The 26,277-nt window shown below is 63.1% G+C and carries 20 protein-coding genes and 1 tRNA gene; 14 read left to right on the top strand and 7 right to left on the bottom strand.

Annotated features, from left to right (window positions below; all coding sequences use genetic code 11):
- Positions 1 to 355: 355 nt before the first annotated feature.
- On the bottom strand, positions 356 to 2,134 hold the full coding sequence (locus BRAS3843_RS27020) for an acyl-CoA dehydrogenase (RefSeq protein WP_008972300.1): 1,779 nt from the start codon (positions 2,132 to 2,134) through the stop codon (positions 356 to 358).
- Between the two features lie 304 nt (positions 2,135 to 2,438).
- On the opposite strand from BRAS3843_RS27020, the gene BRAS3843_RS27025 reads away from it, so the two are divergent.
- The 3 genes from BRAS3843_RS27025 to BRAS3843_RS27035 all read left to right on the top strand — a co-directional run bounded on the left by BRAS3843_RS27025 (position 2,439) and on the right by BRAS3843_RS27035 (position 5,925).
- Positions 2,439 to 2,513 (top strand) — tRNA-Gln (locus tag BRAS3843_RS27025).
- Positions 2,514 to 3,117: 604 nt separating this feature from the next.
- The gene (locus BRAS3843_RS27030) at positions 3,118 to 4,308 is read left to right on the top strand and encodes an ABC transporter substrate-binding protein (RefSeq protein ID WP_008972302.1); all 1,191 of its coding nucleotides are present in this window, start codon (positions 3,118 to 3,120) and stop codon (positions 4,306 to 4,308) included.
- Positions 4,309 to 4,386: 78 nt separating this feature from the next.
- Positions 4,387 to 5,925, top strand: coding sequence for an acyl-CoA synthetase (locus BRAS3843_RS27035; protein WP_008972303.1), 1,539 nt, complete (start codon positions 4,387 to 4,389; stop codon positions 5,923 to 5,925).
- A gap of 118 nt (positions 5,926 to 6,043) precedes the next feature.
- Here BRAS3843_RS27035 and BRAS3843_RS27040 read toward each other — a convergent pair whose 3' ends face one another.
- Positions 6,044 to 7,300 carry a CoA transferase gene (locus BRAS3843_RS27040; protein WP_008972304.1) on the bottom strand — a complete coding sequence of 419 codons (1,257 nt, stop codon included), beginning with the start codon at positions 7,298 to 7,300 and terminating at the stop codon, positions 6,044 to 6,046.
- Positions 7,301 to 7,319: 19 nt separating this feature from the next.
- Positions 7,320 to 9,161, bottom strand: coding sequence for an acyl-CoA dehydrogenase family protein (locus BRAS3843_RS42315; RefSeq protein WP_277996492.1), 1,842 nt, complete (start codon positions 9,159 to 9,161; stop codon positions 7,320 to 7,322).
- A 24-nt stretch (positions 9,162 to 9,185) separates the two neighbouring features.
- On the opposite strand from BRAS3843_RS42315, the gene BRAS3843_RS42325 reads away from it, so the two are divergent.
- The 9 genes from BRAS3843_RS42325 to BRAS3843_RS27090 all read left to right on the top strand — a co-directional run bounded on the left by BRAS3843_RS42325 (position 9,186) and on the right by BRAS3843_RS27090 (position 20,086).
- On the top strand, positions 9,186 to 10,490 hold the full coding sequence (locus tag BRAS3843_RS42325) for an FCD domain-containing protein (RefSeq protein ID WP_244425482.1): 1,305 nt from the start codon (positions 9,186 to 9,188) through the stop codon (positions 10,488 to 10,490).
- A 213-nt stretch (positions 10,491 to 10,703) separates the two neighbouring features.
- Positions 10,704 to 11,492, top strand: a complete 789-nt coding sequence (locus tag BRAS3843_RS27055) for a 3-oxoadipate--succinyl-CoA transferase subunit B (protein WP_008972308.1) — start codon at positions 10,704 to 10,706, stop codon at positions 11,490 to 11,492.
- Between the two features lie 50 nt (positions 11,493 to 11,542).
- A complete protein-coding gene (locus BRAS3843_RS27060) occupies positions 11,543 to 12,427 on the top strand; it encodes a CoA-transferase (RefSeq protein ID WP_008972309.1) in 885 nt (294 codons plus the stop codon).
- A complete protein-coding gene (locus BRAS3843_RS27065) occupies positions 12,424 to 13,668 on the top strand; it encodes a CoA transferase (protein ID WP_008972310.1) in 1,245 nt (414 codons plus the stop codon). Before BRAS3843_RS27060 ends, BRAS3843_RS27065 begins: the two co-directional genes overlap by 4 nt.
- Before the next feature lie 304 nt (positions 13,669 to 13,972).
- The gene (locus BRAS3843_RS27070; protein ID WP_008972311.1) at positions 13,973 to 15,241 is read left to right on the top strand and encodes a cytochrome P450; all 1,269 of its coding nucleotides are present in this window, start codon (positions 13,973 to 13,975) and stop codon (positions 15,239 to 15,241) included.
- A 72-nt stretch (positions 15,242 to 15,313) separates the two neighbouring features.
- Positions 15,314 to 16,417, top strand: coding sequence for an NAD(P)-dependent alcohol dehydrogenase (locus BRAS3843_RS27075; RefSeq protein WP_008972312.1), 1,104 nt, complete (start codon positions 15,314 to 15,316; stop codon positions 16,415 to 16,417).
- Positions 16,418 to 16,444: 27 nt separating this feature from the next.
- Positions 16,445 to 17,683 carry a cytochrome P450 gene (locus BRAS3843_RS27080; RefSeq protein ID WP_008972313.1) on the top strand — a complete coding sequence of 413 codons (1,239 nt, stop codon included), beginning with the start codon at positions 16,445 to 16,447 and terminating at the stop codon, positions 17,681 to 17,683.
- A 49-nt stretch (positions 17,684 to 17,732) separates the two neighbouring features.
- Positions 17,733 to 18,881 carry an acyl-CoA dehydrogenase gene (locus tag BRAS3843_RS27085; protein ID WP_008972314.1) on the top strand — a complete coding sequence of 383 codons (1,149 nt, stop codon included), beginning with the start codon at positions 17,733 to 17,735 and terminating at the stop codon, positions 18,879 to 18,881.
- An 8-nt stretch (positions 18,882 to 18,889) separates the two neighbouring features.
- On the top strand, positions 18,890 to 20,086 hold the full coding sequence (locus BRAS3843_RS27090; protein WP_008972315.1) for an acyl-CoA dehydrogenase family protein: 1,197 nt from the start codon (positions 18,890 to 18,892) through the stop codon (positions 20,084 to 20,086).
- Between the two features lie 60 nt (positions 20,087 to 20,146).
- Here the strand turns inward: BRAS3843_RS27090 and BRAS3843_RS27095 are convergent, their stop codons facing one another.
- Entirely contained in the window at positions 20,147 to 20,551 is a 405-nt protein-coding gene (locus BRAS3843_RS27095; protein WP_008972316.1) for an OB-fold domain-containing protein, read from the bottom strand.
- 1 nt (position 20,552) lies between these two features.
- Positions 20,553 to 21,719: a thiolase domain-containing protein gene (locus tag BRAS3843_RS27100; RefSeq protein WP_008972317.1), complete on the bottom strand. Its 1,167-nt coding sequence runs from the start codon at positions 21,717 to 21,719 to the stop codon at positions 20,553 to 20,555.
- 143 nt (positions 21,720 to 21,862) lie between these two features.
- Between BRAS3843_RS27100 and BRAS3843_RS27105 the strand changes: the two genes are divergently transcribed.
- Positions 21,863 to 22,726, top strand: coding sequence for a MaoC/PaaZ C-terminal domain-containing protein (locus tag BRAS3843_RS27105; RefSeq protein ID WP_008972319.1), 864 nt, complete (start codon positions 21,863 to 21,865; stop codon positions 22,724 to 22,726).
- A gap of 58 nt (positions 22,727 to 22,784) precedes the next feature.
- Positions 22,785 to 23,561 carry an SDR family NAD(P)-dependent oxidoreductase gene (locus BRAS3843_RS27110; protein ID WP_008972320.1) on the top strand — a complete coding sequence of 259 codons (777 nt, stop codon included), beginning with the start codon at positions 22,785 to 22,787 and terminating at the stop codon, positions 23,559 to 23,561.
- A gap of 118 nt (positions 23,562 to 23,679) precedes the next feature.
- On the opposite strand, the gene BRAS3843_RS27115 is transcribed toward BRAS3843_RS27110, so the two are convergent.
- Together BRAS3843_RS27115 and BRAS3843_RS27120 are read right to left on the bottom strand one after the other, a co-directional pair.
- On the bottom strand, positions 23,680 to 24,894 hold the full coding sequence (locus tag BRAS3843_RS27115) for an ABC transporter substrate-binding protein (RefSeq protein ID WP_008972321.1): 1,215 nt from the start codon (positions 24,892 to 24,894) through the stop codon (positions 23,680 to 23,682).
- 37 nt (positions 24,895 to 24,931) lie between these two features.
- Positions 24,932 to 26,068, bottom strand: coding sequence for an acyl-CoA dehydrogenase family protein (locus tag BRAS3843_RS27120; protein WP_008972322.1), 1,137 nt, complete (start codon positions 26,066 to 26,068; stop codon positions 24,932 to 24,934).
- Positions 26,069 to 26,277 lie beyond the last annotated feature (209 nt).

A 26,277-nucleotide genomic window follows, 5' to 3' on the forward strand; every position in this document is an offset into this window, starting at 1 on the left:
CCTTCCCTGCGCCCTCCACGTGATGAGGGCGATACGAGAGATGTAAAGCTCGGGTGCTGGACGCGTCGCGAGGATGCGGGCGCTTATCTTCAGATGCCGTTCGAGATTGTGGATCAGACGATGTCATCGGCGCGCTGCTCACCTTCCCCCGGAGGGGAGGCGCCTCACGGCGAACGCAGCGAGACGAGAGGCGGGGTGGGGTGATCTCTCCACCTCCGCCGCGGCTCGTGACTTCACCCCGCCCCGACGCGCCTCGCTCCGCGACGCGCGTCGACCCTCCCCCTCCAGGGGAGGGTGGGAGCCCGGCCATGACGTTCCTTATTGGGAGCGCGTCGACGGCGGGGGCGCGCCAGCCTCACGCCACCAGCACGGCGTCCGCGGCCATGATGCTCTCGGCAGAGTCGGTGACGGTCTTTTCCAAGGACGGCGCCTGGACGGCAAAGGTCTCGGCGAAGAAGCGGGCGAGGGCGACGTGACGTGCGCCGTCTGCTTCACCCGAGGACCGCGCGGCGAGCGCCTCGTTGGCCAGCATGCAGCCGCCGAGCGCGGAGCCGAACAGCCGCAGATAGGGCGTCGCGCCGGCGAGCGCGTCGTTCGGCGACGACGGCAGTTTTTCCAGCAGCCAGCGGCTGGCGCGATCGAGCGAGCCCAGCGCATCACGCAGCTTCGCGCCGGTGGTGCCGAACGCCGGATCGTTCGAGGCCTCGACGCGGCGGACGATGTCGGTGAGCTCGTCGATGAGCTTGAACACGGAGGCGCCGCCGTTGGCGCCCAGTTTGCGGGTGACGAGGTCGATCGCCTGGATGCCGTTGGTGCCCTCATAGATCGCGGTGATGCGGGCGTCGCGATAATGCTGCGCGGCGCCGGTCTCCTCGATGAAGCCCATGCCGCCATGCACCTGCACGCCGAGATAGGCCACCTCGTTGCCGATGTCGGTGGAGAATGCTTTCGCGATCGGCGTCAGCAGCGCACCGCGCGCGGCGGCGTCCGCGCGGACGCCCGCGTCCTTGGCGCGCACCGCGACGTCGAGCGCCACGGCGGTGGCATAGCAGATCGAGCGCGAGGCCGCGGTGAGCGCGCGCATCTGCAAGAGCATGCGCTTGACGTCGGGATGCACGATGATCGGATCGGAGCCGTCGCCCTTTTTGCCGACGGCGCGGCCTTGCTTACGCTCCTGCGCATAGGCGAGCGCCTGCTGATACGCGCGATCGGCGACGCCGACGCCTTCGAGGCCGACGCCGAGCCGGGCCTGGTTCATCATCGTGAACATGCAGCGCATGCCGGCATTCTCTTCGCCGACGAGATAGCCGATGGCGCCGCCGTGGTCGCCCATGGTCATGGTGCAGGTCGGCGAGGCATGCATGCCGAGCTTGTGCTCGATGCCGGAGGCGTAGATGTCGTTGCGCGCGCCGAGCGAGCCGTCCGCGTTGACCAGGAATTTGGGGATCAAGAACAGAGAAATGCCCTTGGTGCCGGCGGGCGCATCCGGCAGCCGCGCGAGCACGAAATGCACGATGTTGTCGGTCATGTCGTGCTCGCCATAGGTGATGAAGATCTTGGAGCCCTTGATGCGGTAGGTGCCGTCGCCCTGCCGCTCGGCGCGGGTCCGGAGCGCGCCGACATCGGAGCCGGCCTGCGGCTCGGTGAGCTGCATGGTGCCGGTCCATTCGCCGGAGATCAGCTTGCCGAGATAGATCTGCTTCAGCTCGTCGCTGCCATGGGCATCGAGCGCCTCGATCGCGGAGAGCGTCAGCAGCGGACACAGGCCGAAGGCGACGTTGGATGCGCTCCAGATCTCGGTGCAGGCGGCGTTGATGGCGAGCGGCAGGCCCTGGCCGCCATGCGCCTCGGGACCGGACACCGCATTCCAGCCGGCTTCGGTCCAACGCTTGTAGGCATCAGGCCAGCCCGGCGCGGTCGTGACCTTGCCGTCGGCGAGCTTGACGCCGTTCTGGTCGCCGACCTTGTTGAGCGGCGCCAGCACGTCGGAGGCGAACTTGCCCGCTTCCTCCAGCACGGCGGCGGTGAGGTCAGCGTCGAAATCGCCGTAATGGCCGGCCTCGACGGCGGCCTTCAGCCCGGCGCCGTGATTGAGGGCGAGCAGGATGTCGTTGATCGGCGCGCGATAGGTCATGACGCTTCCTCTGGCGTGATTGGGATTTGGCCGCCGTCTTCCCATGAAACCGGCCGGTCCTCAACTTTTTCGCGTATGGTGCGGCTGGTCGGGTGGTCTCGTGGCGCCGGCCGGCATGGCGCTCGAGCCGCCTGCTGCAAGGCCTTCAGAAAGCTCGCGAATCCGCCGGCGGCGCGGGGCAGGGCAGGGCCGGGTGAAAATTCCCACGGCGCGCGGTTGAAAACCCCGACCCGCGTCTGTAGACCACCGTGCGGAAGCCGGAATCGGCGAGGCGGCCCGGTCGCCTCGATCCCGGTCCGCCTGATGGGGCGTAGCCAAGCGGTAAGGCAGCGGATTTTGATTCCGCCATTCGGAGGTTCGATCCCTCCCGCCCCAGCCAGCGCAACACCTTGGATTTCCTTGCGGATCAGCTTTGTTCTCAGGCGCGCTGTGAACGCGTTTGGAAATTCGTTTGCCCCGGCATTTGGAAATTCTGTGCTGTTTTTGTTTCCACGCCACCTGCGGTGCCGCTCTGGTTGCACATGGCCTGCCGTTTATTCCGTCAACGCCATTGGTGGTGAGATGCGGGCGCTGCTCATCACCTGCGTAACCGGGGCAGCACGCATCGCACCACGCAGACGACAAGCGCGAGCTCAGCGCAATATTGAACGCCTTGCGATCATACAGGCACAGCCGCTCGCTGCCCCGGGTTGCCTACGGGCCTGCATCGCTTCCCCCCTGCAAGAGCGCGATTGCAGAAGTCGAGGAGGAAACCGCGCTCAATCTTGTTAGTAATACGTCTCTGCAGGCCACGCGGTACGACGCTCGCCCGGGGCTACACATCCTTCCAAGACGCTCCGTAAGGCCAAGATGTCGTTTCTGCTGGCTGAGCGTATCGAGGACGAAGCCGGCGGCGGCTCGGATTTGTTGGGCACGGCATGCTTGCGGCCTCGTCACGGACGCGCTATCAATGGTACAACCAATAACGAATTTGAGGGAACGTCGTGGCGAGAGGGTTTTGGGCAGCCTTGCTGGGGCTGTGCCTGTCGAGCAGTGCGGCCTTCGGCGAGCCGTTGAAGATCGGTGTCTTGACCGACATGTCGGGAGTCATTGCCGATACGGTCGGGCGTGGCTCGGTCGTGGCAGCGGCACTGGCGGTCAGTGATGCCGGCGGCTCTGTCCTTGGCCGGCCGATCGAGATCGTTTCGGCGGACCACCAGTTGAAGCCGGACGTGGGCCTGACCATTGCCCGGCGCTGGTTCGACGAGGAGCACGTGGAGGCAATCGCCGATATTCCTGTCTCGACCATCGCCCTCGGAATTCAGAATCTCGCGCGGTCCAAGGGCAAGATCGCACTGATTTCCGGATCAGGAACCCTCGATCTCTTTGGCAAGTCGTGCTCGCCGACCGGGTTCGTGTGGACCTTCGACACGAACGTACTCCCGCGTGCCACCGTTCTGACTGGGGCGCAATCCGGCGTGAAGAAATGGTTCGCAGTCGGCCCCGATTATTCCTTCGGGCATCAGATGGAGCGCGCGGTCGCCGATGCCGTGAGCGAGACCGGCGGACAGCTGGTCGGCTCGCGCCGCACGGCCATCGGGACCTCGGACTATGCCTCCCTTCTGCTGGCGGCGCAGGAGGCGCAGCCCGACGCGATCGCCTCATCCTTCGCCGGGCACGACGGCGTGCTTCTGATCGAGAATGCGGTCGAATTCGGCCTGCTGCAGAAGGGAATTCGGATTGCCGGACTGATGCTGTTCGAGGCCGACGTGCACAGCCTCGGGCTGGAACGTATGCAAGGGATCTATACGACAACCGCGTTCTACTGGGACACCGACGACAACACCCGCAGCTTTGCGAAGCGGTTCAGCGAGAAAATGGGGCGTCCGCCGTCTGCGCTGCAGGCGGGGGTCTACAGTTCGATCACGCACTATCTGAAGGCCGTCAAGGCAGCGGGCACGGCATCCGGCCCCGAGGTGGCGAAGAAGATGCATGAGCTGCCGATCTCGGATTTGACGACGCCATCGGCCAGGATACGCGCGGATGGTCGTGTGATGCGCGACATGTTCCTGGTCCAGGTCAAATCACCGGCGGAATCGAAAGGTCCTTGGGATTATTTCAAGATCGTCAGGCGCATGAAGCCGGAGGAGTTGATGTCGGAAACGCCAAGTCCTGACTGCAAGCTTGAGAACTAGTGCGGGTGCCAAGCTCGATCGCCGCCGCCATTTTCTTCGTCGGCTTCGACTTCAATGCTGAACATTGTCAGAGGAACCATGACGGCGCCAGAGATCTTTCTCGATCGAACGCCTCGCGCGCGCGAAGAGGTGCTAGCCAATGCGGCGCGGGCGGCCAGCGGGCTCCGTGCTTGCGGAGTCTCCGAGGGAGATACCGTTGCGCTTCTGCTGCGCAACGACTTTGCCTTCGTCGAGGCGACACAAGCGGCCGCGCTGCTCGGTGCCTATTGCGTGCCGATCAATTGGCACGGCCGGGCCAAAGAGATCGGGTACATCCTCGGTGATGCGAAGCCCAAGGTCCTCGTGGCTCACGCTGATCTTCTTGCCGATGTTCGCGACGAGCTCAAGGAAGAGTTAAGCGGCATTCTGGTGTTGAGCGTCCCAACGCCCGCCGAACTCATCCGGATGTTCGGTGTTCGCGCCGGGGCGGAGAAGCCGATCGCGTCCGATCGGAGCTGGCCGGAATGGCTGGCGCAATTCCAGCCCTGGAGTGGCGCTCCGCCGCGCAGCCGCGCGACGCTGATCTACACGTCGGGCACGACGGGGCATCCGAAAGGCGTGAAGCGCGAGCCTGCGACATCCGAACAGGCCAAGGCGTATGGGGAGTTGATGCGGTCGGTCTACGGCATCGCGCCCGGCGTTCGTGTCCTGATCGGGGGCCCGCTGTACCATGCCTCGCCCAACGCCTGCTTGCGTCAGGCCATTGGTCAGGCCGACCTGATCACGTTTCAATCCAAGTTCGAGCCGGAAGAAACTCTGGCGATGATCGAGCGGGAGCGCGTCACGCATGCCGTCATGGTTCCGACCATGTTCGTGCGCCTGATGCGCCTGCCGGAAGAGATACGCCGGCGTTATGATGTCAGCTCGCTTCGCTGGGTGATCCATACCGGCGCGCCGTGTGCGCCGGAGATCAAGAAGGCGCTCATGGATTGGTGGGGGCCGGTGATCTACGAGACCTATGGCGGAACGGAAGTAGGGGCCGTGATGCTGAGTACACCGGAGGATTGGCTGGCTCATCCGGGCAGCGTAGGGCGGCTCACGCCGGGTGCCCGGATCGCGCTCTATGGTGAGGACGGCAAGCCCGTCGCGCCCGGCGAGGTCGGCGAAATCTATGTCCGGCAGGATTCGCTGTCTGACTTCGTCTATCTCAACGACCTCGCGAAGCGCAAATCGGTCGAGCGCGACGGCCTGATCAGTGTGGGCGATGTCGGCTATCTCAAGGATGACCGGCTGTATCTGTGTGACCGGCGCTCGGACATGGTGATCTCGGCCGGCGTCAATATCTATCCGGCGGAGATCGAAACGGCGCTGATCCAATGTCCGGGTGTCCGGGATTGTGCCGTGTTCGGCATTCCCGATGAGGAGTTCGGCGAGTCGCTTGCGGCTGCGATCGAGGCCGAGCCGGGACATGAGCTCTCAGCAGATATGGTTCGCGCCTATCTCGCCGAGCGGATCGCGAAATACAAAGTGCCGCGCCGGATCGACTTCCATGCGGCGCTTCCACGCGAGGAAAGCGGGAAGATCTTCAAGCGCCGGCTCAAGGAATCCTTCTGGAAGGAGACGGGTCGGCGCATCTGACCGCTGTTCTTGCATTTCCGAGGCCGGAGCGCATCATGCTCCGGCCGTGATTTCATCGCAGACGATGCCGGCTGCTTGGCGCCGTGCGCGGAAGTCATCGCGCAGTGGCGAGGGCGGGTCAGCCTGATGAGCCGAATGCGCCTGCCGCCGTCAGCTCGGCGATGCGCTCGGGTCCATAACCGAGAACGCGCTCCAGCACCTCGGTCGTATGCTGCCCAAGGGTCGGGGCGGCGACCGGATCGAGAACAGGCGTTTCACTAAAGCGCAAGGGGGATCCGATGTTCGGTATCTCGCCCGCGGTCGGATGCGGGATGGACGAGGCGAGCGCACGCTCGGCCATTTCAAACGAGCTGAACGCACCTTCGATCGTTCTGACGACGCCGGCCGGGACGCCTGCGGCCTGCATCTTCACGACCCATCTCTCGCTGGAATCGCCGGCAAGAATCTCTTCGATGATGACGGTCAACTGGTCGCGATGGGCCATCCGGTCGCGATTGCTTAGGAAGCGAGGATCCTCGGCCAGATCAGGCCGTGCCAGCACGTCGGTGACGAGGCGACGGAACGTTCGGTCATTCGCGCAGGTGATGTAGAGCGGGCCGTCTGCCGTATTGAATGTCCCGGTCGGCGTGCTGTCGGCGCTGCGATTGCCGGCGCGCGTGGGATTGCGACCCGTCGCAAGATAGTTCATGGCATGAAAGCCGAGCATCAACGCGGCGGTATCGAACAACGCCGTCTCGACACGCTGTCCGCATCCGGTGCTATGGCGTGCTGCCAGCGCGCCGAGTACGGCGATCGTGGCCGTCATGCCGGTGGAGATATCCATGATCGCGGGACCGGTGCGGACACCTGGCTGGTCCGGGAAACCGTTCATCGACATGAAACCGGTCTCCGCCTGGATCACCGGATCGAAGCCGAGACGATCAGCCATTGCGCCGTCGCGGCCATAGGCGGAGACGCTGCAATAGATCAGGCGAGGGTTGAGCTTCTGCATCGCATCATAGCCAAGGCCGAACCGCTCCATGACCCCGCGCGAGAAATTCTCGACCAGGATATCGGCCGATGCGACGAGCTCAGTTGCGATTTTTTGCGCAGCTTCGTTGGTGAGATCGAGCGCAATGCCTTTCTTGTTGCGATTGACCCAAAGAAACGGCACGCCTTCACCACCGAGGTGAGGCTGGAAACGGCGGAAGTCGTCGCCGTTGGCGGCGTTCTCGATCTTGATCACGTCGGCGCCCATATCCGCCAGGAAGAGCGTGCACATGGGACCTGCGATGAAGTGCGAGAAATCGATCACGCGCAGGCCGTGAAGCGGGGAGGGCGCGCCGGACTTTCTCGGGCGTGGCGGCGGCAGCGGAGGACGATCTGTCGTAGTCATTGTCACCTCCGGGCAAAGCCTATCTTGGCAGCCCCAGGCCGCGTTGGGCAATCAGGCTGCGCTGGATCTCATTGGTGCCGATGCTGATGACCCACATCAGCGAATGTCGGAGATTCTGTTCGATGCGCCCGCGGAGGATGGCGCCGGGACTGTCTTCGCTGAGCAGCGCCTCCAGCCCCAGCAGGTCGAGCGCGGTTTCGCCGAAGCGCTCCATCAGCTCGCCGGAATAGACCTTGCTGAGGGCAGCTTCGTCCGCCGGCGTCTCGCCCTTGTCCACCTGCTCCGCACAATAGACCATCATGCGTCGGCCGGCTTCGATTTCAGCCGCGAGCGCGCCGATCCTGGCGCGCACGAGCGGATCGTGCCGCATCGGGCTGCCGTGGCGCTCGGCGGTCCGGATATGCTCGCACAAGAGTTCGAACATGTGGGCGACCTTCAACACGATGCCGCCGCCGATGAAGCCGCGCTCGGTCGCCAACGCGCCGGTCAGGACCTTCCAGCCTTCCCCCTCGGCGCCGATCCGATTTTCCGCAGGGACCCGCACGTTGTCATAGAAGATGTTGGCGAAGGTGCCGCCATACATCGTCTCTGACGGCCGGATCGTGATCCCGGGCGTAGCCATTGGAACGATGAACATCGTGATCCCGGCATGAGGCGGGGTCGCGTCTCGATTGGTCCGGGTCGCCAGCAGCATGTAGTCGCCCCAATAGGTCGTAGTCCAGATCTTCTGTCCATCGATCACATAGTGGTCGCCGTCCCGAATCGCGCGGGTTTTCAGCGAGGCAAGGTCAGAGCCGGCCTGAGGTTCGCTGTAACCCATGCCGTAGATCGCTTCCCCGCGGAGGATTTCGGGCAGGTAGCGCTGCTGCTGCTCCGGCGTGCCGTGGACCTGGAGCATCGCGGCCTGCACAGGCGCGCCGGCCCGCGGCGCTTCAGCGCGCTCCATCTCCTCCATAAAGGCAAGCTGCTCGAAGGCGCCACGCGCCTGCCCGCCGAACCGCTTTGGCCAGTTGAGTCCGATCCAGCCGGTCTGACCAAGGGCCCTGGCAAATTCACGGTCATACTCCCGTTCGCGAAAGCAAAGCCGCTGGTGCCGTGCGCGGCGCTCGCCCGACCAATAGCCATCAAGCCAAGTGCGGACCTCGCGGCGGAAGGCATTGCCGGCCGGCCCCAGATCGTATTCCGGAAACCGGACCTCACCGTCCTGATCGAGAAAATAGCTCGCGAGCTGCTCGAGTGACGGGCGTCCACCGCCATGCCGAAGCACTCCGACATGAACCTGCCGGAAATGCCGCGCGGCCTCGTGCTCCTCGCTGTAGCCGATCGCGCCGAAGGTGTGGTGGGTTTCGAGCGAGACCTGACGGAGCGAAGCGGCAGCGGTGGCCAGCGCCGCGGACGCGAACCAGCGCCATTGTTGCGCTTGCAGGTCGTATTGAGCGGCGGCGTTCTGTAGCGATAGCTGGGCCGCGCGCAAGGCAATGTGGCAATTGGCCAGCTTGTGCTGGATGGCCTGGAAGCGCCCGATCGGCTGCCCGAACTGCCGGCGCTCGCGGGCATAGGCGACGGCCTGCTCGAACGCACGATCGGCCGCGCCAAAGGCGCGCGCGGCCTGGCCAAGGGACGCGATTGCAAGCAGATCCTGGATCTCCGCCTCGGCGAACGGCACGCTCAGCAGCGGACTTGCATCGACTCGAACCCGCCACCAGCCGGCCTTGCCCATCATCGGGGTTGGCTCAGCGTCAATTCCCTCGCTGGTTATGAGGATGACCAGCGTCGGGCCCGGGACGAACACGGCCAAATGCGTGGCGATGTCTGCGGCTTCGACAAAACGCGATTCCGCGACCACGCGGTTCGCTTCCATCCTTGCCCAGCCCGCGGAACGATCGTGGTCGAAGCCTGCAAAACACAAGGCGATTGCCGCATCACCGGCGTGAAGATCCTCCAGCAGCGACATCAGGGCAGGGGCGTCGCTGCGGGCTCCGAGCTGCATGAGATTGACCAGGGCGGCATCCGCGAGCGGTGCACGGCAAGCGGCGCGCCCAGCTTCTTCCGCGACCTGCAGGATCTCGCGCAGACCGCCGTCGGCGGAAGACGCTGCGATCTGGGTCAAGCCTTGGCCGGCCAGCCGCTTCCAGATGCTCGGGGTCGTCGGGGTGCTGATCTCTGGCGTATTCTCAAAGAACCTTCGGACAGCTTCTCGCAGGATTTGACGATCCTCGTCCGACGGCAATTCCCGCAGCATCCCGGCATTCCTCCCTATATTGGTCCAACCATTCTACCTTTGGTCAAGAGGTGGGTCAATGCCGAGCTTCTATGGCGAGAATCGTCAGCTTCGCCTATATATCGTCCAGTTCGAACCATCCGGGTTGATATGAGCGCTTCACAATTGCCGGCCAAGTCCAGCGCCGAGGCTGCGCCGCTGGCGCAGTTCCAACGTATCCGATCGTCCCGTGCGTTCGATGAGATCGCCGCCCAGATCCGGACCGAGCTTGCCTCCGGCAGGCTTGCCGTCGGCAGCCGTCTGCCGTCCGAACGGGCGCTGTCGGAGCAGTTTGGCGTGTCTCGCAATACCCTTCGCGAGGCGTTGCGCTCCCTGGAGCATGCCGGGTTGATCCGCCTGCAAAAGGGAGCCCGCGGCGGTGCTTTCATAAGCCAGCATAGCGGCGAAGCGATCGCGACCGGGCTCATGGACATGTACCATGTCGGCACGATCCAGCCGGCGCAACTGACCGAGGCCCGCATCTGGCTGGAATCGATCGTAGTGCGGGAAGCGTGCCGGCGCGCAACGCCCGCGGACATCGACATGCTCAACCGCAACATCGATGAGGCGCAGGAGGCGCGCCGCCGCGGTGATTTCGCCGGTCGCGCAGAGAGACATATCGAATTCCACAGAATGCTTGCGCGCCTCACCGACAATCCGATCATGGTCATCGTCATGAACGGCGTGCTCGACGTGCTCGCTCATTTCGTGCAGCGGATCGGCGAGTATGACAACAGTTTCGTTTTGCCGTCGCGTCGCCGATTCATGGAGCACTTCGCTGCGGGCGATGCCGATGCCGCCGTGGCGGAGATGGAGTCCTGCCTGAAGCGGCTGCAGCGAAGCTACATGTCGCGCATTCAGGCCGAAGGTGTGACGGTGGCGAAAGCCGCGCCACGCGCGCGCCGTTCTCCCCCGACTGCCCAGCGTTAAATCCTCTCGGCCGCGCAAACCCGGGGCTTCGTGCCGGGGCCTGCGGACCTCCATTCCGGATGAATGCGGATATCCGCGGCCAGCCGACGACCCTTCACGTCCGAGTTGCCCGAGAGAACCGGCGCGCAGCCTTGTCCGCCGCTCCCGGGTCCGTTGACTTCGCGTCTGATCATCGGTAGCTTCGCAATGGTTCAACCAATTGGTCGGAAGCACATGTCTGCAAATCCATCCCTCGGTGAGACGCTGGCGGTGCTGCTTGCGCGCGATATCGCCGACGGTGAGAAGGTCATCATCGGGACCAACTCCGACATCCAGCTTGCGGCCTGCAATCTCGCGCGGCGGATGCAGGCGCCGCGGCTGTGGTGGATTTCCGGTCCGGGTGGGATGGTCAACCCGACTCGGGATCATCTACTGTCGACGGCGGACTACGAGAACGTCGAGTCCGCGGAGTCCTGGATGGATCTGCCGGTCATGATCGACTTCATCGACTGGAAGATCCACTTCTTCGATTTTGCCATTCTGTCTGCATTGCAGGTCGACCGGTTCGGCAACATCAACACCGTGGTGGTGGGCGACCAGCGTAAGCCGAAGGTGCGCGGGCCGGGAACGGTCGGGATCAGCGCGCTTTGCGGTCTCGCCAAGCGCTTCTACGTGTGCCTGACCCGTCATGACCGCAGTGCGTTCGTGCCGCGGGTCGATTTCCTCTGCGGCCCCGGTCACATGGAAGGCGGCGATTCCCGCGAGCGCATGGGGTTGCCGCCGGGCGGCCCGAAACTGGTGTTGTCCCCGCTGGGCGTGTTCGATTTTGCACCGGGCAGCAAGGCGATGCGCGTGAGGTCGATCAGCCCGGGCGTGACGCTCGAGCAGATCCGCGACTCCACGGCGTTCGATCTCGTGGTTGATGGGGCGCCCCCGGTGACCGCCATGCCGAATGATCAGGAGCTCGATCTGCTGCGCAAACATGTCGACCGGCGGGGCGATCTCCGGCGCAAATTTCCCTGATCGAACGGCGGACGTCTTTCCAATCAGACCGACAGGCAAGCTGCAATCCCATGACAAAGAGCAAGATCGTTTCCGTCGACGAGGCCGTCGCCGAGATTCAGGACGGAGCCAAAGTTGCGCTTGGCGGTTGGATCTTCAACTCGCAGCCGATGGCGCTGGTGCGCGCGTTGATCCGCAAGCGCGCGCGCAACCTGCACCTCATCCCTGCGCCAGGTTCGATCGCGCCGGACATGCTGATCGGAGCAGGGTGCGCCGCTTCGACCGTCTGCGTCTTCATCAGTTTCGAGCAGTTTGGACTGGCGCCGCATTTTCGTCGCCAATCTGAGAGCGGCGCGCTCAAGGTTCACGATCTGGATGGCCCGGGTATCGCGGGCGGGTTGCGGGCGGGAATTTGCGATCTGCCTTACATGCCGGTGCCGGACCTAGGCACGGACCTGCCGAAATTCGCGCCAGAGCATTATTGGCCGCTGCCGTCGAAGGAAGGCGAACGCAAGATGCTCGCGGTGGCTGCCATCAAGCCGGATGTTTGTCTGCTCCACGCCCAGCAGGCCGACGAGCACGGCAATGTTCAGTACCTAGGACCGCCCTTCTTCGACGCGATGATCGCCCAGGCGTCGCGGCGGGTAATCGTCTCGGTGGATCGCATCGTGTCGACCGACACGATCAGGCGCAGCAATCATCTGACCAAGCTGCCCGGCGCCATGGTCGATGCTATCGTGGAAGCGCCATTCGGTGCGCATCCGACCGCTTCGCCATCGCTCTTTCGCTCCGACGGCGCCCATCTGAAGGAGTATGTGAAGAGCAGCGCCAGTTCCGAGACCTTCGGCGGCTATCTCGATCGCTACGTGCGGACCGCATCGCCCGATGCTTATCTCGACGTCATCGGCGGCAGCCGGCTTGCCGCTCTTGCCGTGTCCGAAACCAATCTCAAGTGAGCATCGACATGGCAACCGGAATGGCAGCCGGCCCGACCCGCCCGGGAATCCTCGACGGAATCCGTGTTCTCGATTTCACCGCAATGATGTCCGGGCCTTATTGCACGCGACTGATGGCGGATCTGGGCGCTGAGGTGATCAAGGTGGAACCACCGGAAGGTGACCATATCCGGTTGCGCCCGCCGCTGCGGGCCGGGCGGAGTGCCTATTTCGCGCAGCTCAACGCCGGCAAAAGCAGTATCGCTCTCGATCTCAAACGGCCCGAGGCGCGCAAGCTGATCTATGAGCTGGTGCCGCATTGTGATGTGCTCGTGGAGAATTACCGTCCGGGGGTGATGCAACGGCTCGCCCTGGACTACGAAACTCTTGCCAGGCTTAATCCCAAGCTCGTGTATTGCTCGATCTCGGGCTTCGGGCAGGAGGGCTCCTGGTCCGGACGGAGCGCTTATGCGCCGGTCCTGCACGCCACGTCCGGTTACGATATGGCGAACCTGGACTATCAGGAAGGCGACATCGCCCGTCCGCTGAAAAACGGAATTTTCATCGCCGACGTTCTGGGCGGCTCTACCGCTTTCGGAGCGATTCAGGCCGCATTGTTTCGGACGCTCAAGACGGGGCAGGGCGAGTATGTCGACGTGTCTCTGCTCGACGCCATGGTCAGCATGCTGGTGTATGAGTGTCAGGAGGCGCAATTTCCAGCCGAGCGTCGGCGGCCGCTCTATCGACCCACGCAAGCCAGCGACGGCTTCCTGCTCGTCGCGCCCGTCAGCCAGAACAATTTCGAAGCGCTGGCGCGGGGTGTCGGCTACCCGGAATGGATCAGCGATGCCCGCTTCGCAACCAGCAGCGCCCGCGAGCATCACTGGTCCGAATTGATGAACCTGCTGGATGAGTGGGCGGAATCGCGAACGGCCGAGGAATGCGAAGCGATCCTCACCAAGGCCGGCGTGCCATGCTCGCAATACCGGACGATCCGCGAGACGATGACACTGCCGCCCATCCAGGAGCGCGGTGTGCTGGAGGAGATCAATGACGGGGGTGGGTCCTTGCATATCCCCAACCCGGCTTTTCGGTTCAAGCAGAGTGCCGCCCATGTCCGGAACAAGGTGCCCGCGCTCGGCGAGGACGGGCCGAGACTGTTGCAGACGCTGTTGGGGCTGAGCGCTGAAGAAATTGCGGAGTTGCGCAAGGGTGAGGTGCTCCGAGGCGCGGAACAGCCAATCGTCGCGGCCGCCGAGTGAATTGGTTTTGCTGGCCGAGTCTGTCGCGCGCTCACAGGATTCGGCGGCGGGGCGGCAGCACCCGCCGAACACAATGTGCGGATCATCGCTCCCTGCCCGGGTGCGCGCGATAGAACTAATGCCGAGCTGACCGTGGTTCACAAAGCCGCGCGACGGAACTTGGCAAAGTCGACAGTCGATGTTATTTCTCATTGGTTGAACCAATGAGGATAGGTGCTCGTCAAGAAGTGCCTGAAACACGCCGATCGGTCCAAGTGCTTCATTTCGAAAGCGCTAAACGCCGCGGCCGAGGAGGGAGCCAGAGTTGAGCGCTACGGATTTCCAAATCCCGGAAGATGTCGTGGCGGTGCTCACAGATCCCGCAGCCTACGGCGACCAGCGCATCTTCGACGCCTACCGCTGGCTGCGCGCGAACCAGCCGCTCGGAGTGGCCAGCCGGCGCGGCTTCAACCCGTTCTGGGTCGTGACGCGCCATGCCGACGTTCAGACCGTGAGCCAGCAGACGCAGCTCTTTCGCAGCAGCGATCGCCCGATAGCCTTGTTGAGCACCAAGGCGGAAGCCAGGATCGAGGCGGCCACCGGTGGCCCCGGCCTGCTTCGCGCCCTCGTGCAGATGGATCCCCCGGACCACCCCAAGTTTCGCGCCTTGACGCAGAAATGGTTCACGCCCGGCAATCTGCGCTCGGTCGAGGCACGGATTCGCGACATCGCGAAAACCTTTGCGAACCGGCTCGCCGAGTTCGACGGACATTGCGATTTCGTCTCTGAAATCGCGCTCGGCTTTCCGCTGCGGGTGATCATGACCATCCTGGGCGTCGATCCGGATGATGAGCCGAGGATGTTGCGTCTGACGCAGGAATTTTTCGGCACCAAAGACCCGGACAACGCGCGCAGGGGCCAGCAGGATGGCGTCGCGGCGCTGTCGGACGTCGTCGCGGAGTTCGGCGAGTTTTTCTCCGCGATCGTTGCGGACCGGCGTGCCACCCCTTCGGACGACCTCGCAAGCATCATCGCCAACGCGCAGGTCGACGGCGAGCCGATCTCCGATCTCGATGCGCTCAGCTATTTCGTGACGATCGCGACTGCCGGCCACGATACGACCTCGTCCTCGAGCGCGGGCGGGATGTGGGCGCTTTGCGAACACCAGGATCAGTTCGATAGGCTGAAGGCCAACCCCGCCGTGATGCCGGGTTTCGTCGACGAAGCGATCCGTTGGACCACGCCGGTCAAGCACTTCATGCGCTCCGCAGCGGCAGACACCGAGATCGACGGCCGTTCCATCAAGCGCGGCGATTGGCTCATGCTTTGCTACGCCTCCGCCAATCGTGACGAGGCCGTCTTCCAGGAACCCGACGCGTTTCGGATCGATCGTTCGCCGAACCGGCACCTTGCCTTCGGCTATGGCGCTCATTTGTGCCTTGGCCAGTATCTGGCCAAGCTTGAGATGCGGATTCTGTTCGAAGAGTTGCTGCAGCGGCTCAATTTCGTCGAGCTCGACGGAGCGGGAGCGATGACCGTGTCCTGGTTCGTCAACGGGCCCAAGCGGCTGCCGATCCGTTATCGACTGCATTGATGGAGGCGGCAGGCCGTGAAAGCGGCCCGCCTAGTTCGACCGCCCTGGACTTGCGAGGGAGCAGAGACGCGTATGAAGATCACAGCAGCCGTGGCGCACGAGCCGCAGCGCCCGTTCGAATTGATCGATTGTGATCTGACCGATGAGCTCGGCGCTGGCGAGGTGCTGGTCCGCGTCAAAGCGTGCGGCATCTGCCATACCGATCTCGCGGTCAAGCTGCAGCACATTCCGGTGCCGCTGCCCAAAGTTCTGGGCCATGAGGGCGCCGGTGTGATCGAACGTGTCGGTCCAGGCGTCGTCGGGCTGTCCGAGGGCGACCACGTGCTGATGAGTTTCGGCTCATGCGGGGCGTGCGGCCAATGCCAGCTCGGCGCGCCCGGCTATTGCGACGAGTTTGGCATGATCAACCTGTTCGGCCAGCGGCGTGGCGGGTCGGGCCTGCGTTATCGCGGCACCGAACTCGGTGGGTCCTTTTTCGCTCAATCCGCGTTCGCGAGCCACGCCATCGCCACGGCGCGGAACGTCGTCAAGATCGGCAAGGATCTGCCGCTTGAGCTGTTAGCGCCACTGGGCTGTGGAATCCAGACCGGCGCAGGCGCCGTGCTGAACGTCCTGTCGCCCCGGGCCGGCGCGTCGATTGCCGTGTTTGGCGTTGGCGCGGTCGGAATGGCTGCGATCATGGCCGCCAAGCTTGCGGGCTGCAGCACGATCATCGCCGTCGATGTTCGTGCCGAGCGGCTTGCGCGGGCGCGCGACATCGGGGCAACGCATACGATCGAAGGACGAACTCCAGATCTTGCCAAGGCGGTGATGGCGCTCGGCGGAGGCCGCGGCCTCGATCACTCGCTCGACACGACGGGGGTCCCCGAAGTTGTCGCTGCGTCGATCGCTTGCTTGCGGCAGCGAGGCTCGTCCGCGCAGGTCGCTGCTCCACCGCGGGGAACGCGTTTTCCGGTCGAGGCCAGCGTGCTGGTCGGAGGCGGTCTGACGGTGCGGGGCGTCGTCGAGGGGGATGCCGTCTCCAGCATCTTCCTGCCGCGCCTCATCGACTTCTACCGCCAAGGACGGCTGCCGCTCGACAAGATCGTCGCGTTCTATCCGTTTGAAGCGATCAACCGGGCCATCGAGGACATGGAGACCGGGGCGACGGTCAAGCCGGTGCTGCGGATGAACTGAAAATAGCAAAGACAGGGGAGGATAGACATGCAGGATGCGAGCTGGGACTACGCGATCGTCGACCACAAGACGTATGGAGATCTTGACCGGCAGCATGACCTGTTTACGGCTCTGCGCAAAGAGGATCCGGTGCATTGGACGGAGCCGTCCGGATTTCGGCCATTCTGGACTATCAGCAAACACAGCGACATCATCGAGATCGAGCGGCAGAACGAGCGCTTCATCAACGCGCCGCGCACCAAGATCCTGTCCATCGAGTTCGAGAACAAGGTGCGCGAGGCGATGGCAGGGCGTCCGATGCTGGTCCGCGCCATCAATCACATGGATAATCCGGAGCATGCGAAATACAAGAAGATCACGCATGCCTGGTTCCAGCCGCGCGAAGTGCGTCGTCTCGAAGAGAGGATAGGGTTGCTCGCGCGCGCTAGCGTCGACCAAATGCTGGAGAAAGGCAATGCCTGCGATTTCTACAACGATGTCGCCGTCTGGTACCCGCTCAAGGTCATCATGCTGATTCTGGGAATTCCGGACGAGCATGGTCAGCGTCTGCTCGACATCACCAAGGCCTATTTCGGGGGCGGTGATCCGGAAATGCAGCGTGGCAGCGATCTGATCGACGCCACCTTCGCCTACGTGGAGTTCTTCAGGGAGGTCGCGCGCGAACGGCGGCAGAACCCCACGGATGACCTCGCAAGCATCATCGCCACGGCCGAGGTTGACGGCAAGCCGATCGGAGAGTTCGAAACCTCATCCTATTACGTGGCGCTCGCCAGCGCCGGTCACGACACGACCAGCGCTACGCTCTCCGGCGGTCTGCTCGCCTTGATGCAGAACCCGGCCGAGATGCGCAAGCTGAGGGACAATCCCGATCTCATTCCGACCGCCGTCGAGGAAATCGTACGCTGGGTCTCTCCGGTCAAGCACTTCTTCCGAACTGCGACGGAGACCTACACGCTGCGCGGCAAGACCATCAAGCAGGGCGATAACCTGTTGCTGGCTTATCCGTCCGCCAATCGGGACGAGGATGCCTTCGAACGTCCATTCGCATTTGTCGCCGACCGGACGCCGAACCGCCATGTCGGCTTCGGGTTCGGCATCCACGCCTGCTTGGGAATGTATCTGGCCAAGGTCGAGATGATCGCGTTCATGCGCGAGCTGCTGTCACGCGCGGACAAGTTCCAACTCGCTGGCGACCCAGCTTGGACCGAGACATCATTCGTCGGCGGATTGAAGCGGCTTCCGATCCGCTTCTCACGACTGCATTAGCACGGCCTGTCTGCAAATTCAGGATGCTGGACTGAATGGAGCCTCTCGAATGGATTTGACCCCGAGCGAGGCGCAGCAAATGCTTCGCCATAGCGTCGAACGGTTTGTCGCCGAACATTATGATTCGACGGCACGTCGGCATGCGATGCGGGATCCCAACGGATTCAAACGCGAGAATTGGCGCAGTTTCGCTGATCTGGGCTGGCTCGGTTTGCCATTCGGTGAGGAAATTGGCGGCTTCGGGGGCGGCCCCGTGGAGGTCGCGATTTTGATGGAGGAGTTCGGTCGGGGGCTTGCCACCGAGCCTTATCTCTCGACAGTGTTGCTGGCAGGGTCCTTGGTCGCCGAGTGTGGCACGGAACAGCAGAAAAAAAGTTTGGTGCCGGCCATCATCAGCGGCGAACTGATGCTGTCGTTTGCTCACTACGAGACCGACGCAAGGGCTGGTCTCTCCGCGGTTCAGACTGTCGTGCGGAGTGATGATCCCGGTTGGACCCTCCACGGCCGCAAGATCGCTGTGCTCGACGCGACCTCTGCGGACATCCACCTCGTCTCGGCGCGGGTATCCGATGCTCAAGGCGGAAGCCTCGCGCTGTTCCTGGTGCCAAAGCACGCCGCCGGTGTGCGTTGGCGCGAAGCGCCGCGCTTGGGTGGCGGGCGTGTCGCGGAGCTGACCTTCGAGCAGGTCCGGCTTCCGCCGCATGCACGGCTTGGAACGAGCGCTGATGTGCTGCCGGCGATCGAGGCCGTCGTCGATCGGGCGATTGCCGCGCTCGGCGCGGAGGCGTGTGGTCTGATGCGGACCATGTTTGAGGCCACGCTCGAATACACCAAGGTGCGCAAGCAATTCGGCCGGCCCCTCGCCGCCAATCAGGTGATCCGTCACAGGCTGGCCGACATGTACATTCAATGCGAAGAGGCGCGAGCGATGGCGGCGCGTGCGGCTCTTCTGGTCGGCACCGATGCCAATGCGACGCAGCGGTCGCTCGCTGCGTCCGGTGCCAAGGTGAAAATCGGCCGTTGCGCGCGCAATCTCGCGGAGCAGGCGATTCAACTTCACGGCGCAATGGGTGTGACGGATGAGCTCGACCTCGGCCTCTACTTCAAACGATTGCTGGTCTTCGAGGCGCTGTTCGGAAGCGTAGACTTCCATCTGCAGCGCCACGCCAAGCTGTTCAGCAGCTCTCACTCCGAATGAGATCAACCATGTCACTGTCACTCACGCCAGATGAATTGCGCTTCAGAGATGAGGTGCGCGCCTTCATTGGTACCCATCTTCCGCCCGGATTGCGGCGGGCGAGCTCTCTCACCGTCTCATTCTTTTCGGATCCCGATGTTGTCGCACCCTGGCAAAGGGCCTTGCATGAGCGCGGCTGGGTCGCGCCCGGCTGGCCCCAGGAATATGGCGGCCCCGGCTGGTCCGCGACGCAACGCTGGATCTTCGAATCCGAATGTGCGCGAGCAGGGGCCCCGCAGCTGTCTCCCATGGGCATCAAGATGGTGGGACCCGTCTTGATCCGCTTTGGGACCCCTGAGCAAAAGAAACATTACCTGCCTCGCATCCTCAGCGGCGAGGATCGGTGGTGCCAGGGATACTCCGAGCCGGGCTCCGGTTCCGACCTGGCCTCGCTGAAGACGCGTGCGGTTCGCCGCGGTGATCATTACATCGTCACCGGTACCAAGATCTGGACGACGCACGCGCATTTCGCCAATCGCATGTTCGCCCTGGTCCGCACCAGCGACGAGCCGAGGCAGCAGGATGGCATCAGCTTCCTGCTCATCGACATGGCATCGCCAGGCATCATCATCCGCCCGATCATGATGATCAGCGGCGATCACGACGTTAATCAAGTATTCTTCGACGAGGTCGAGGTCCCGGTCACCAATCTCGTCGGCGAGGAGGGGCGGGGCTGGACCTGCGGCAAGTATCTGCTGGAGTTCGAGCGGGGCGGCGGTGTCAACTCGCCGAAACTGAGATATGCGCTGGGGAAGGTGAGGGGACTGGCCAACTCCGACCTGTCCTGCCACGCGATATCGCATCCGGAGATCGCGACCAAACTGTCGGAAATCGAGCTCGATCTCCAGACGCTCGAGTTTGCAGAGTTGAAGGTCTTGTCTGCGTTGCAGAGAGGCGACAATCCCGGACCGGTATCGTCGGTCCTCAAGCTGCGTGCCAGCGAAATCCACCAGGCTATCTCCCGCGTGGGAGTTGAAATAGTTGGGCAGCATGCGTTGGTGGAGGAAACACGCCGTCCTCTCTATGCTCTCAGTGACGAGCCGCTCATTCCCGAGGAGGTGCTCAGCGTCGTCCCCCGTCATCTCAACGGCCGCGCCAACACGATCTTCGGCGGCAGCTCGGAAATCCAGCGCGATATCATCGCCAAGCAGGTGCTTGGGCTTTGAGGGCGTCGCCAGATCACGGCAATCGAGCCCTGACGGAGGTCACCCTGCGGTGTGCGGCCCTCACCCGGGATCAGGAGCGAACATCGGGATCATCGTCCCGCCGTCGGCCGGTTTAAAAACGACGTGGACACGTTGTCCGATCCGCAACGAGTCGAGATCGCAATCGACGATATTGCTCAACATCGTGACGCCCTCGTCGAGCCTGACATAGGCGATCGCGTAAGGGATGGGGCCGGCACGGCGCGTGACGCTCACGCTGTAGATCTGACCTTTGCCGGCGACATCGCTCCATTCGGTCTCGCCGAGGCAGTAAGGACAAAGGGGGCGGGGATACCAATGCGGCTTGCGGCAGGTACTGCAGACCTTCACGCGAAGCGACCCGTTTGCGGTGGCGGCAAAGAACGGTTCTGTTGCGGGGTCATGGACCGCTGAGCCGAGAGGGCGGTCCTGGTACATCGTCGTCATCTCACGCGCGCTCCATGATGAGGGTGGCACTGCCGTGGCGGGAGCCGAGCAGGCCGCCGGTGCCCTGAGCCAAGGCCAGGCTGCAATCGGGGACCTGGACCTTGGGATGGGCCTCGCCGCGCAACTGTCGGACCGCCTCGATCACCTTGGTGATGCCGCCGCGATTGGCTGGATGATTGTTGCAGAGGCCGCCGCCATCCGTATTGAAGGGAAGCTTGCCAATCCCCGAAATCAGATTGCCGTCGGCGACGAAGCGGCCACCCTTGCCCTTCTCGCAAAAGCCGAGATCCTCGATCTGCATGAGAACGGTGATGGTGAAGCTGTCGTAGATCGAGGCATATTGAATGTCCGCTGGTTTGACCCCGGCTTCTTCGAAAGCGCGCGGACCGGACCACGCTGCGCCAGAGAAGGTCAGGTCGACCTGTCCGTTGAGCTGCCCCTTGATCGCTTCACCGCCACCGAGAACGTTGACGACGGGGCGCTTGAGCGAGCGCGCGATCTCCGGGCGAACGACGACCAGCGCGCCGCCGCCATCGCTGACGACGCAGCAGTCGAGCCGATGCAGGGGATCGGAGATCATCGGCGACGCCAGCACATCGTCGACCGTGACAGAGTCGCGCAGCATCGCATTCGGGTTATACTGCGCGTGCGTGGCGGCCGCCACTTTGATCCAGGCCAGTTGTTCGCTGGTCGTCCCGTATTCGTACATGTGCCGCGCCGCCGCGAGCGCATACATGTTGACCGTCACGGGCGCATAGGGCGCCTCCCAAGGTACGTCCGGCGTGCCGGCGCCGACCAACCTCGGCGCCACGCCGCTCGATCCCTCGCTCCGTGGCCGACCGGCGAGCGTGATCAGGGCCACGTCGCACTTGCCCGTCGCGATGGCCTGGGCTGCATGTGAGACGTGAATCAGATAGGCGGACCCGCCGGTGTCGGTGCTGTCCACATGGCGGGGACGGAGCCCCAAATAGTCCGCCATGCTGTTTGGGCCCAGCCCAGGCGCGTCGCCGGCACAGAAATAGCCGTCGACATCCTCAAGGCGCAGCCCTGCGTCTTCCAGCGCCCCGCGCGCACATTCGGCATGCAGCTGCGCAACGGTCTTATCAGGAGCTTTGCGGGTCGGGTGCTCGAAGGCACCTGCAATGCAGGCCTTGCGTCGAACGCTCATCAGGATCTCGAGCTCCTGTTCATTTTGTGGGCGCTGCGTCTGCGTGAAGCCTCGTTGACCACCATGCGACCGGTCTATATCATTGGTTCAACCAAATACAAGGGTCGACCCTGAATTGAGGATCGCGAGGAGAGCAGTCGGACATGGTGGATTATGCAAAGACCCGGGCGTGGCGGTCGGGCGATGTTCGGCAGGCCTATACGCCGAGAGACACGATCCTCTATGCGCTTGGCGTCGGGGCCGCGAGCGATCCGCTCGACTCTCGGCAATTGCGCCTCGTCTACGAACAGGATCTGGTGGCGCTTCCGACGATGGCCAGCGTGCTGGCTTCACCGGGCGCCTGGATGAGGGACAACGCGGAGCTCGGTATCGACTTCGCAAAAATGGTGCATGGCGAACAGTCCGTGCAGATCCATGCCGCTCTTCCTCCGAGCGGAATTCTGGTCGGCAGGAGCCGCGTCGCTCGGCTGGTGGACAAGGGCGTTGGCAAGGGCGCCGTCATGCATGTCGAGAAGGAGCTATGGACCGAGACCAACAATCAATTGGTGGCGGTTTGCGAACAGGTGCTCTTTCTTCGCGGCGATGGCGGCTTCTCGAAGGACGCGGGTGGTGACGAGCCTGCCACCGCTCCGGCGCCTGTTCCGGATCGTGCGCCTGACAGGGTGATCATGTTGCAGACGCGTCCCGATCAGGCGGTGCTTTACCGGCTATCCGGGGACCTCAATCCTCTGCACATCGATCCCGCCTTTGCAGCCAAAGCCGGTTTTCCGCGGCCGATCCTGCATGGACTTGCGACTTATGGATTCGCCTGCCGCGGCCTGATTGAAGCGTTCTGTGACAGCGACCCTGCAAGGCTGAAGGCAATGCGGGCGCGCATGTCCGCGCCGGTCTTCCCGGGTGATACGATCCTACTCGAATGCTGGCGTGTTGGTGAGCGGATCGCGTTCCAGGCGCGCGTCGCCGATCGCGACGTGATGGTCCTGAGTTATGGCTGGGCCGCGACGTGATCCACGGCTTTTGACCCCTGCATAATAATGACCTTCACCAGGTATCGAGGAACGAGAAATGACAAAGAATATGGTGTCGCTGGAAGGCCGGACAGTCGTCGTCACCGGTGCGGCGCAAGGCATCGGCAAGGCAACGGCTGAACTTGCGATCGAGCTTGGCGCCAATGTGGTTGCGGTCGATCTCAACGGCGCGGCGCTCGAGACCGGGCTCGCGACCTTGCCTGCAGAGCGGCTGATGAAGGTCGTTGGTAGCGTGACCGATGCCGAGCTCGCCGCAAAGACGGTCGACGATGCAGTTGGCCGGTTCGGCTCGGTTAATGGGCTGGTCAACAATGCCGGAATCGTTCGTCCCGCGATGATCGAGAAAATGAGCGCGCATCAATGGCAGGAGGTCATCGATGTTCACCTCACCGGTGCTTTCCTCTGGCTGCAGGCGGTCGGCCGTCATCTGGTCCAGCGCGCGAAGGAGGGCGAAACGACCGGTGGCTCCATCGTGAACATCTCCTCGGACGCAGGACGGAAGGGCTCGATTGGTCAGATCAACTACGCCGCCGCCAAGGCCGGACTGCTTGGGATGACCATGACCGCGGCGCGGGAATGGGGCAAATACAACATCAGGACCAACTCGATCTGCTTCGGGGTGGTTGAGACGCCGATGACCGAGGTCGTACGGGGTGAGAAATTCAGGGACGGCATGCTGGCACAGATCCCTCTGGGGCGATGGGCAACGCCGGACGAAGTTGTCAGGACGGTCTGCTTCCTGCTTTCGGATGCCTCCTCCTACACCACCGGCCAGCACATTGGCGTGAACGGCGGTTTCCACATCAGCCTTTGATCACGACAGCCTTCGCGTCTCCCTCAGCATCTTGGACCACCTGCGATGTCGAATGCGAAGGCAAAACTGCCGGTGGGCTGCGCAACCGGCGCGCCCACCGGCTTTTTTCCACCGTGTTTTAATCGGCTGTCATTGGATCGCCTAACAACGTCCAGCTGGTTCCATCAAAGACAGCAATTCGGAGCGTCTTGAACGGAGTGTAGTCCTCGGGCGTGGTGCTGATCGTCACTCCTGGCAGCATCATCGGGATTCGTTCGCCGTGAAGCGATGTCGCCTGACGGATCAGGTTCTCGCGGGTCAATTGGTCGCCGCACTTCTTCAACACCGCAGCCTGCGCGTTCAAGTTCATATAGGCGACCAGAACCGAGTAGTCGTCGGGATTGACCGATGGTGCATATTTCACCAGGAAATCCTTGTAGACCTTGACCTCATCATCGTTGGCCCAGGCGGGATCGCCCGGTTGCTTGAGGAATTGCGTCGTCACCAATCCGCGGGACGCGTCGAGACCGGCCGGTTTCAGCACTGTTTCGACGGAAGCGGTCGATCCCCCGATGATGTGCAGTGGGTGCCAATCCAGTTCATGGGTCTTGCGGATCGACTGTGCCGCCGCCTTGGCCGAGGACTGCTCGATGAAGGTATCGATGCCTGCCGTTTTCAGCTGCACGATCTGGGAATCGATCGTCGGGTCTGCAATTTCATAAGATGCCTCCGCTGTGATCAAATTCGCTTTAGCGCCCAGGCCTGCCCGTAAGCCCTTCAGATAGTCCTTCCCGAAATCATCGTTCTGATAGAGCACGCCGATCTTGGCGTCCGGCTTGGTCTTGAGGATGTATTTGGCGACCACGCGGCCTTCGGTCTCGAAGTCCGGGTAGAGCGGCACGGTCCAGGGAAACTGTTTGGGATCGTTGAAGCGGCGGCCGCCCGCAGTGATGAAGAGTTGCGGTACTTTCTTGGAGTTCAGGAACTTCTGGATGGCGACGTTCGGCACCGTTCCGATCGTGCCGACTTCGGCCAGCACGCCGACATCCTCGATAAGTTTGCGGGACTGCTCGATGGCCTTGGGCGCGCTGTAGGCATTATCGAGCTGCGTGAAGCTGATCTTACGACCGTTGATCCCGCCTTGCTCGTTGAGCATGTTGAAATAGCCAACGACCGCCCGTCCGGCCCCCGCGCCAAAGGCGGAGGCCGGTCCGCTGAGCGGCGTCGATTGGCCCAGCTTGATCTCGGTATCGCTGACTCCCGGACCATAGGTCTTCTGGGCATGCGCCGCTGAGAGGGATAGGAACGCGGCGGCGAATATCGAGTACGATGTCAGGATCGATCGGCGGCTCAAGGCGCTTCCTCCAGGTCTGTTTTTTGATTTGTTGAGACTATCGAAGCAGCTCGCGGGCGATCACGAGGCGCTGGATCTGGTTCGTGCCCTCGAAGATCTGGGTCAGCTTGGCGTCGCGCATCATTCGCTCGACCGGATAATCCATGGTATAGCCGTAGCCGCCGAACACCTGCACGGCGTCGGTGGTGACCTTCATCGCCATGTCGCTGGCGAAACACTTGGCCATACTGGCGAGCAGATTGAGGCGCTTCCAGTCGCCGACGTCTCCAGCGCGGGCGCATTCATAGACCAGCGCGCGCGCAGCCTCGATCTGCATGGCCATGTCAGCCAGCATGAACTGCACGCCCTGAAACTCGGAGATGCTCTTCTTGAACTGCTTTCGTTCCTTGGCGTAGGTGAGGCTGGCTTCGAATGCGCCTTGGGCGAGGCCGACGCATTGCGCGCCGATGGTCGGCCGGTTGAGGTCGAGCGCACGCATGGAAGCCTTGAAGCCCTTGCCTTCCTCACCGACGAGGTTTTCCGCAGGCACACGCACGTTATCCAGGAAGATCGGCGTGTTCGGCGCGCCGCGGAATCCCATCTTGCGCTCATGCCGCCCGAAGCTGATGCCCGGCATCTTCGGCTCGAGAATGAACGCGCTGATACCGTCTGAACCCGGGCTGTCGCTGGTGCGCGCCATCAGGACAATGTAGTCGGCGGCCACGCCGTAGCTGCACCATTGCTTCCGCCCGTTGATGATGTAGCTGTCGCCGTCCTTGCGCGCGCGGGTATTCAAGGCCGAAACGTCCGATCCTGCCTGGGGTTCGGAGATCGCTATCGCTGTCACCACCCCGCCTTTGGCGATGATCGGCAGAAACCTCTGCCGCTGCTCTTCCGAGCCGAAGTGCAGGAGCGGCATGATGAACATAGTGTTGAGGCCCGCAATCGAGGCGCAAGCCGGCGACACCTTCGAGATCTCCTCGCGTGCAATGCACATCATGGTCAAATTGCCGTTCGGGCCGCCATATTGCTCCGGGACCCAGAGCTGCATCAGTCCCATCTCGCCGAACAGCCTGACGAGCTCTTCGGGGAAACGATCGGTTTCATCGATCTCGGCTGCGATGGGCGCCACATGCTTGGCGACCATCTTCTGGATGCCGTCGCGAAACACGACCTGCTCTTCGGTGAAATTCATAACGGTCCGTTTCTCCCTGCTTACGGCGATTATCAATGGTTGGACCAATATAGACGTGGAATGCAGGAGTGACAAGCAGGAGCGGGCGTTCGGTCGCTAGCACAGGGGCCGTGCTCGCCCGGAGCTCGGCTGCTGGATGTGCTATGGGCCAGGAGGCATCGAGTCTGCGTTCGCTTCCCCGCGCGTCATCGGCACCTAGCTGCCATCAA

Origin of the sequence: Bradyrhizobium sp. STM 3843 (assembly GCF_000239815.1) — a bacterium.
Classification (GTDB): Bacteria; Pseudomonadota; Alphaproteobacteria; order Rhizobiales; family Xanthobacteraceae; genus Bradyrhizobium.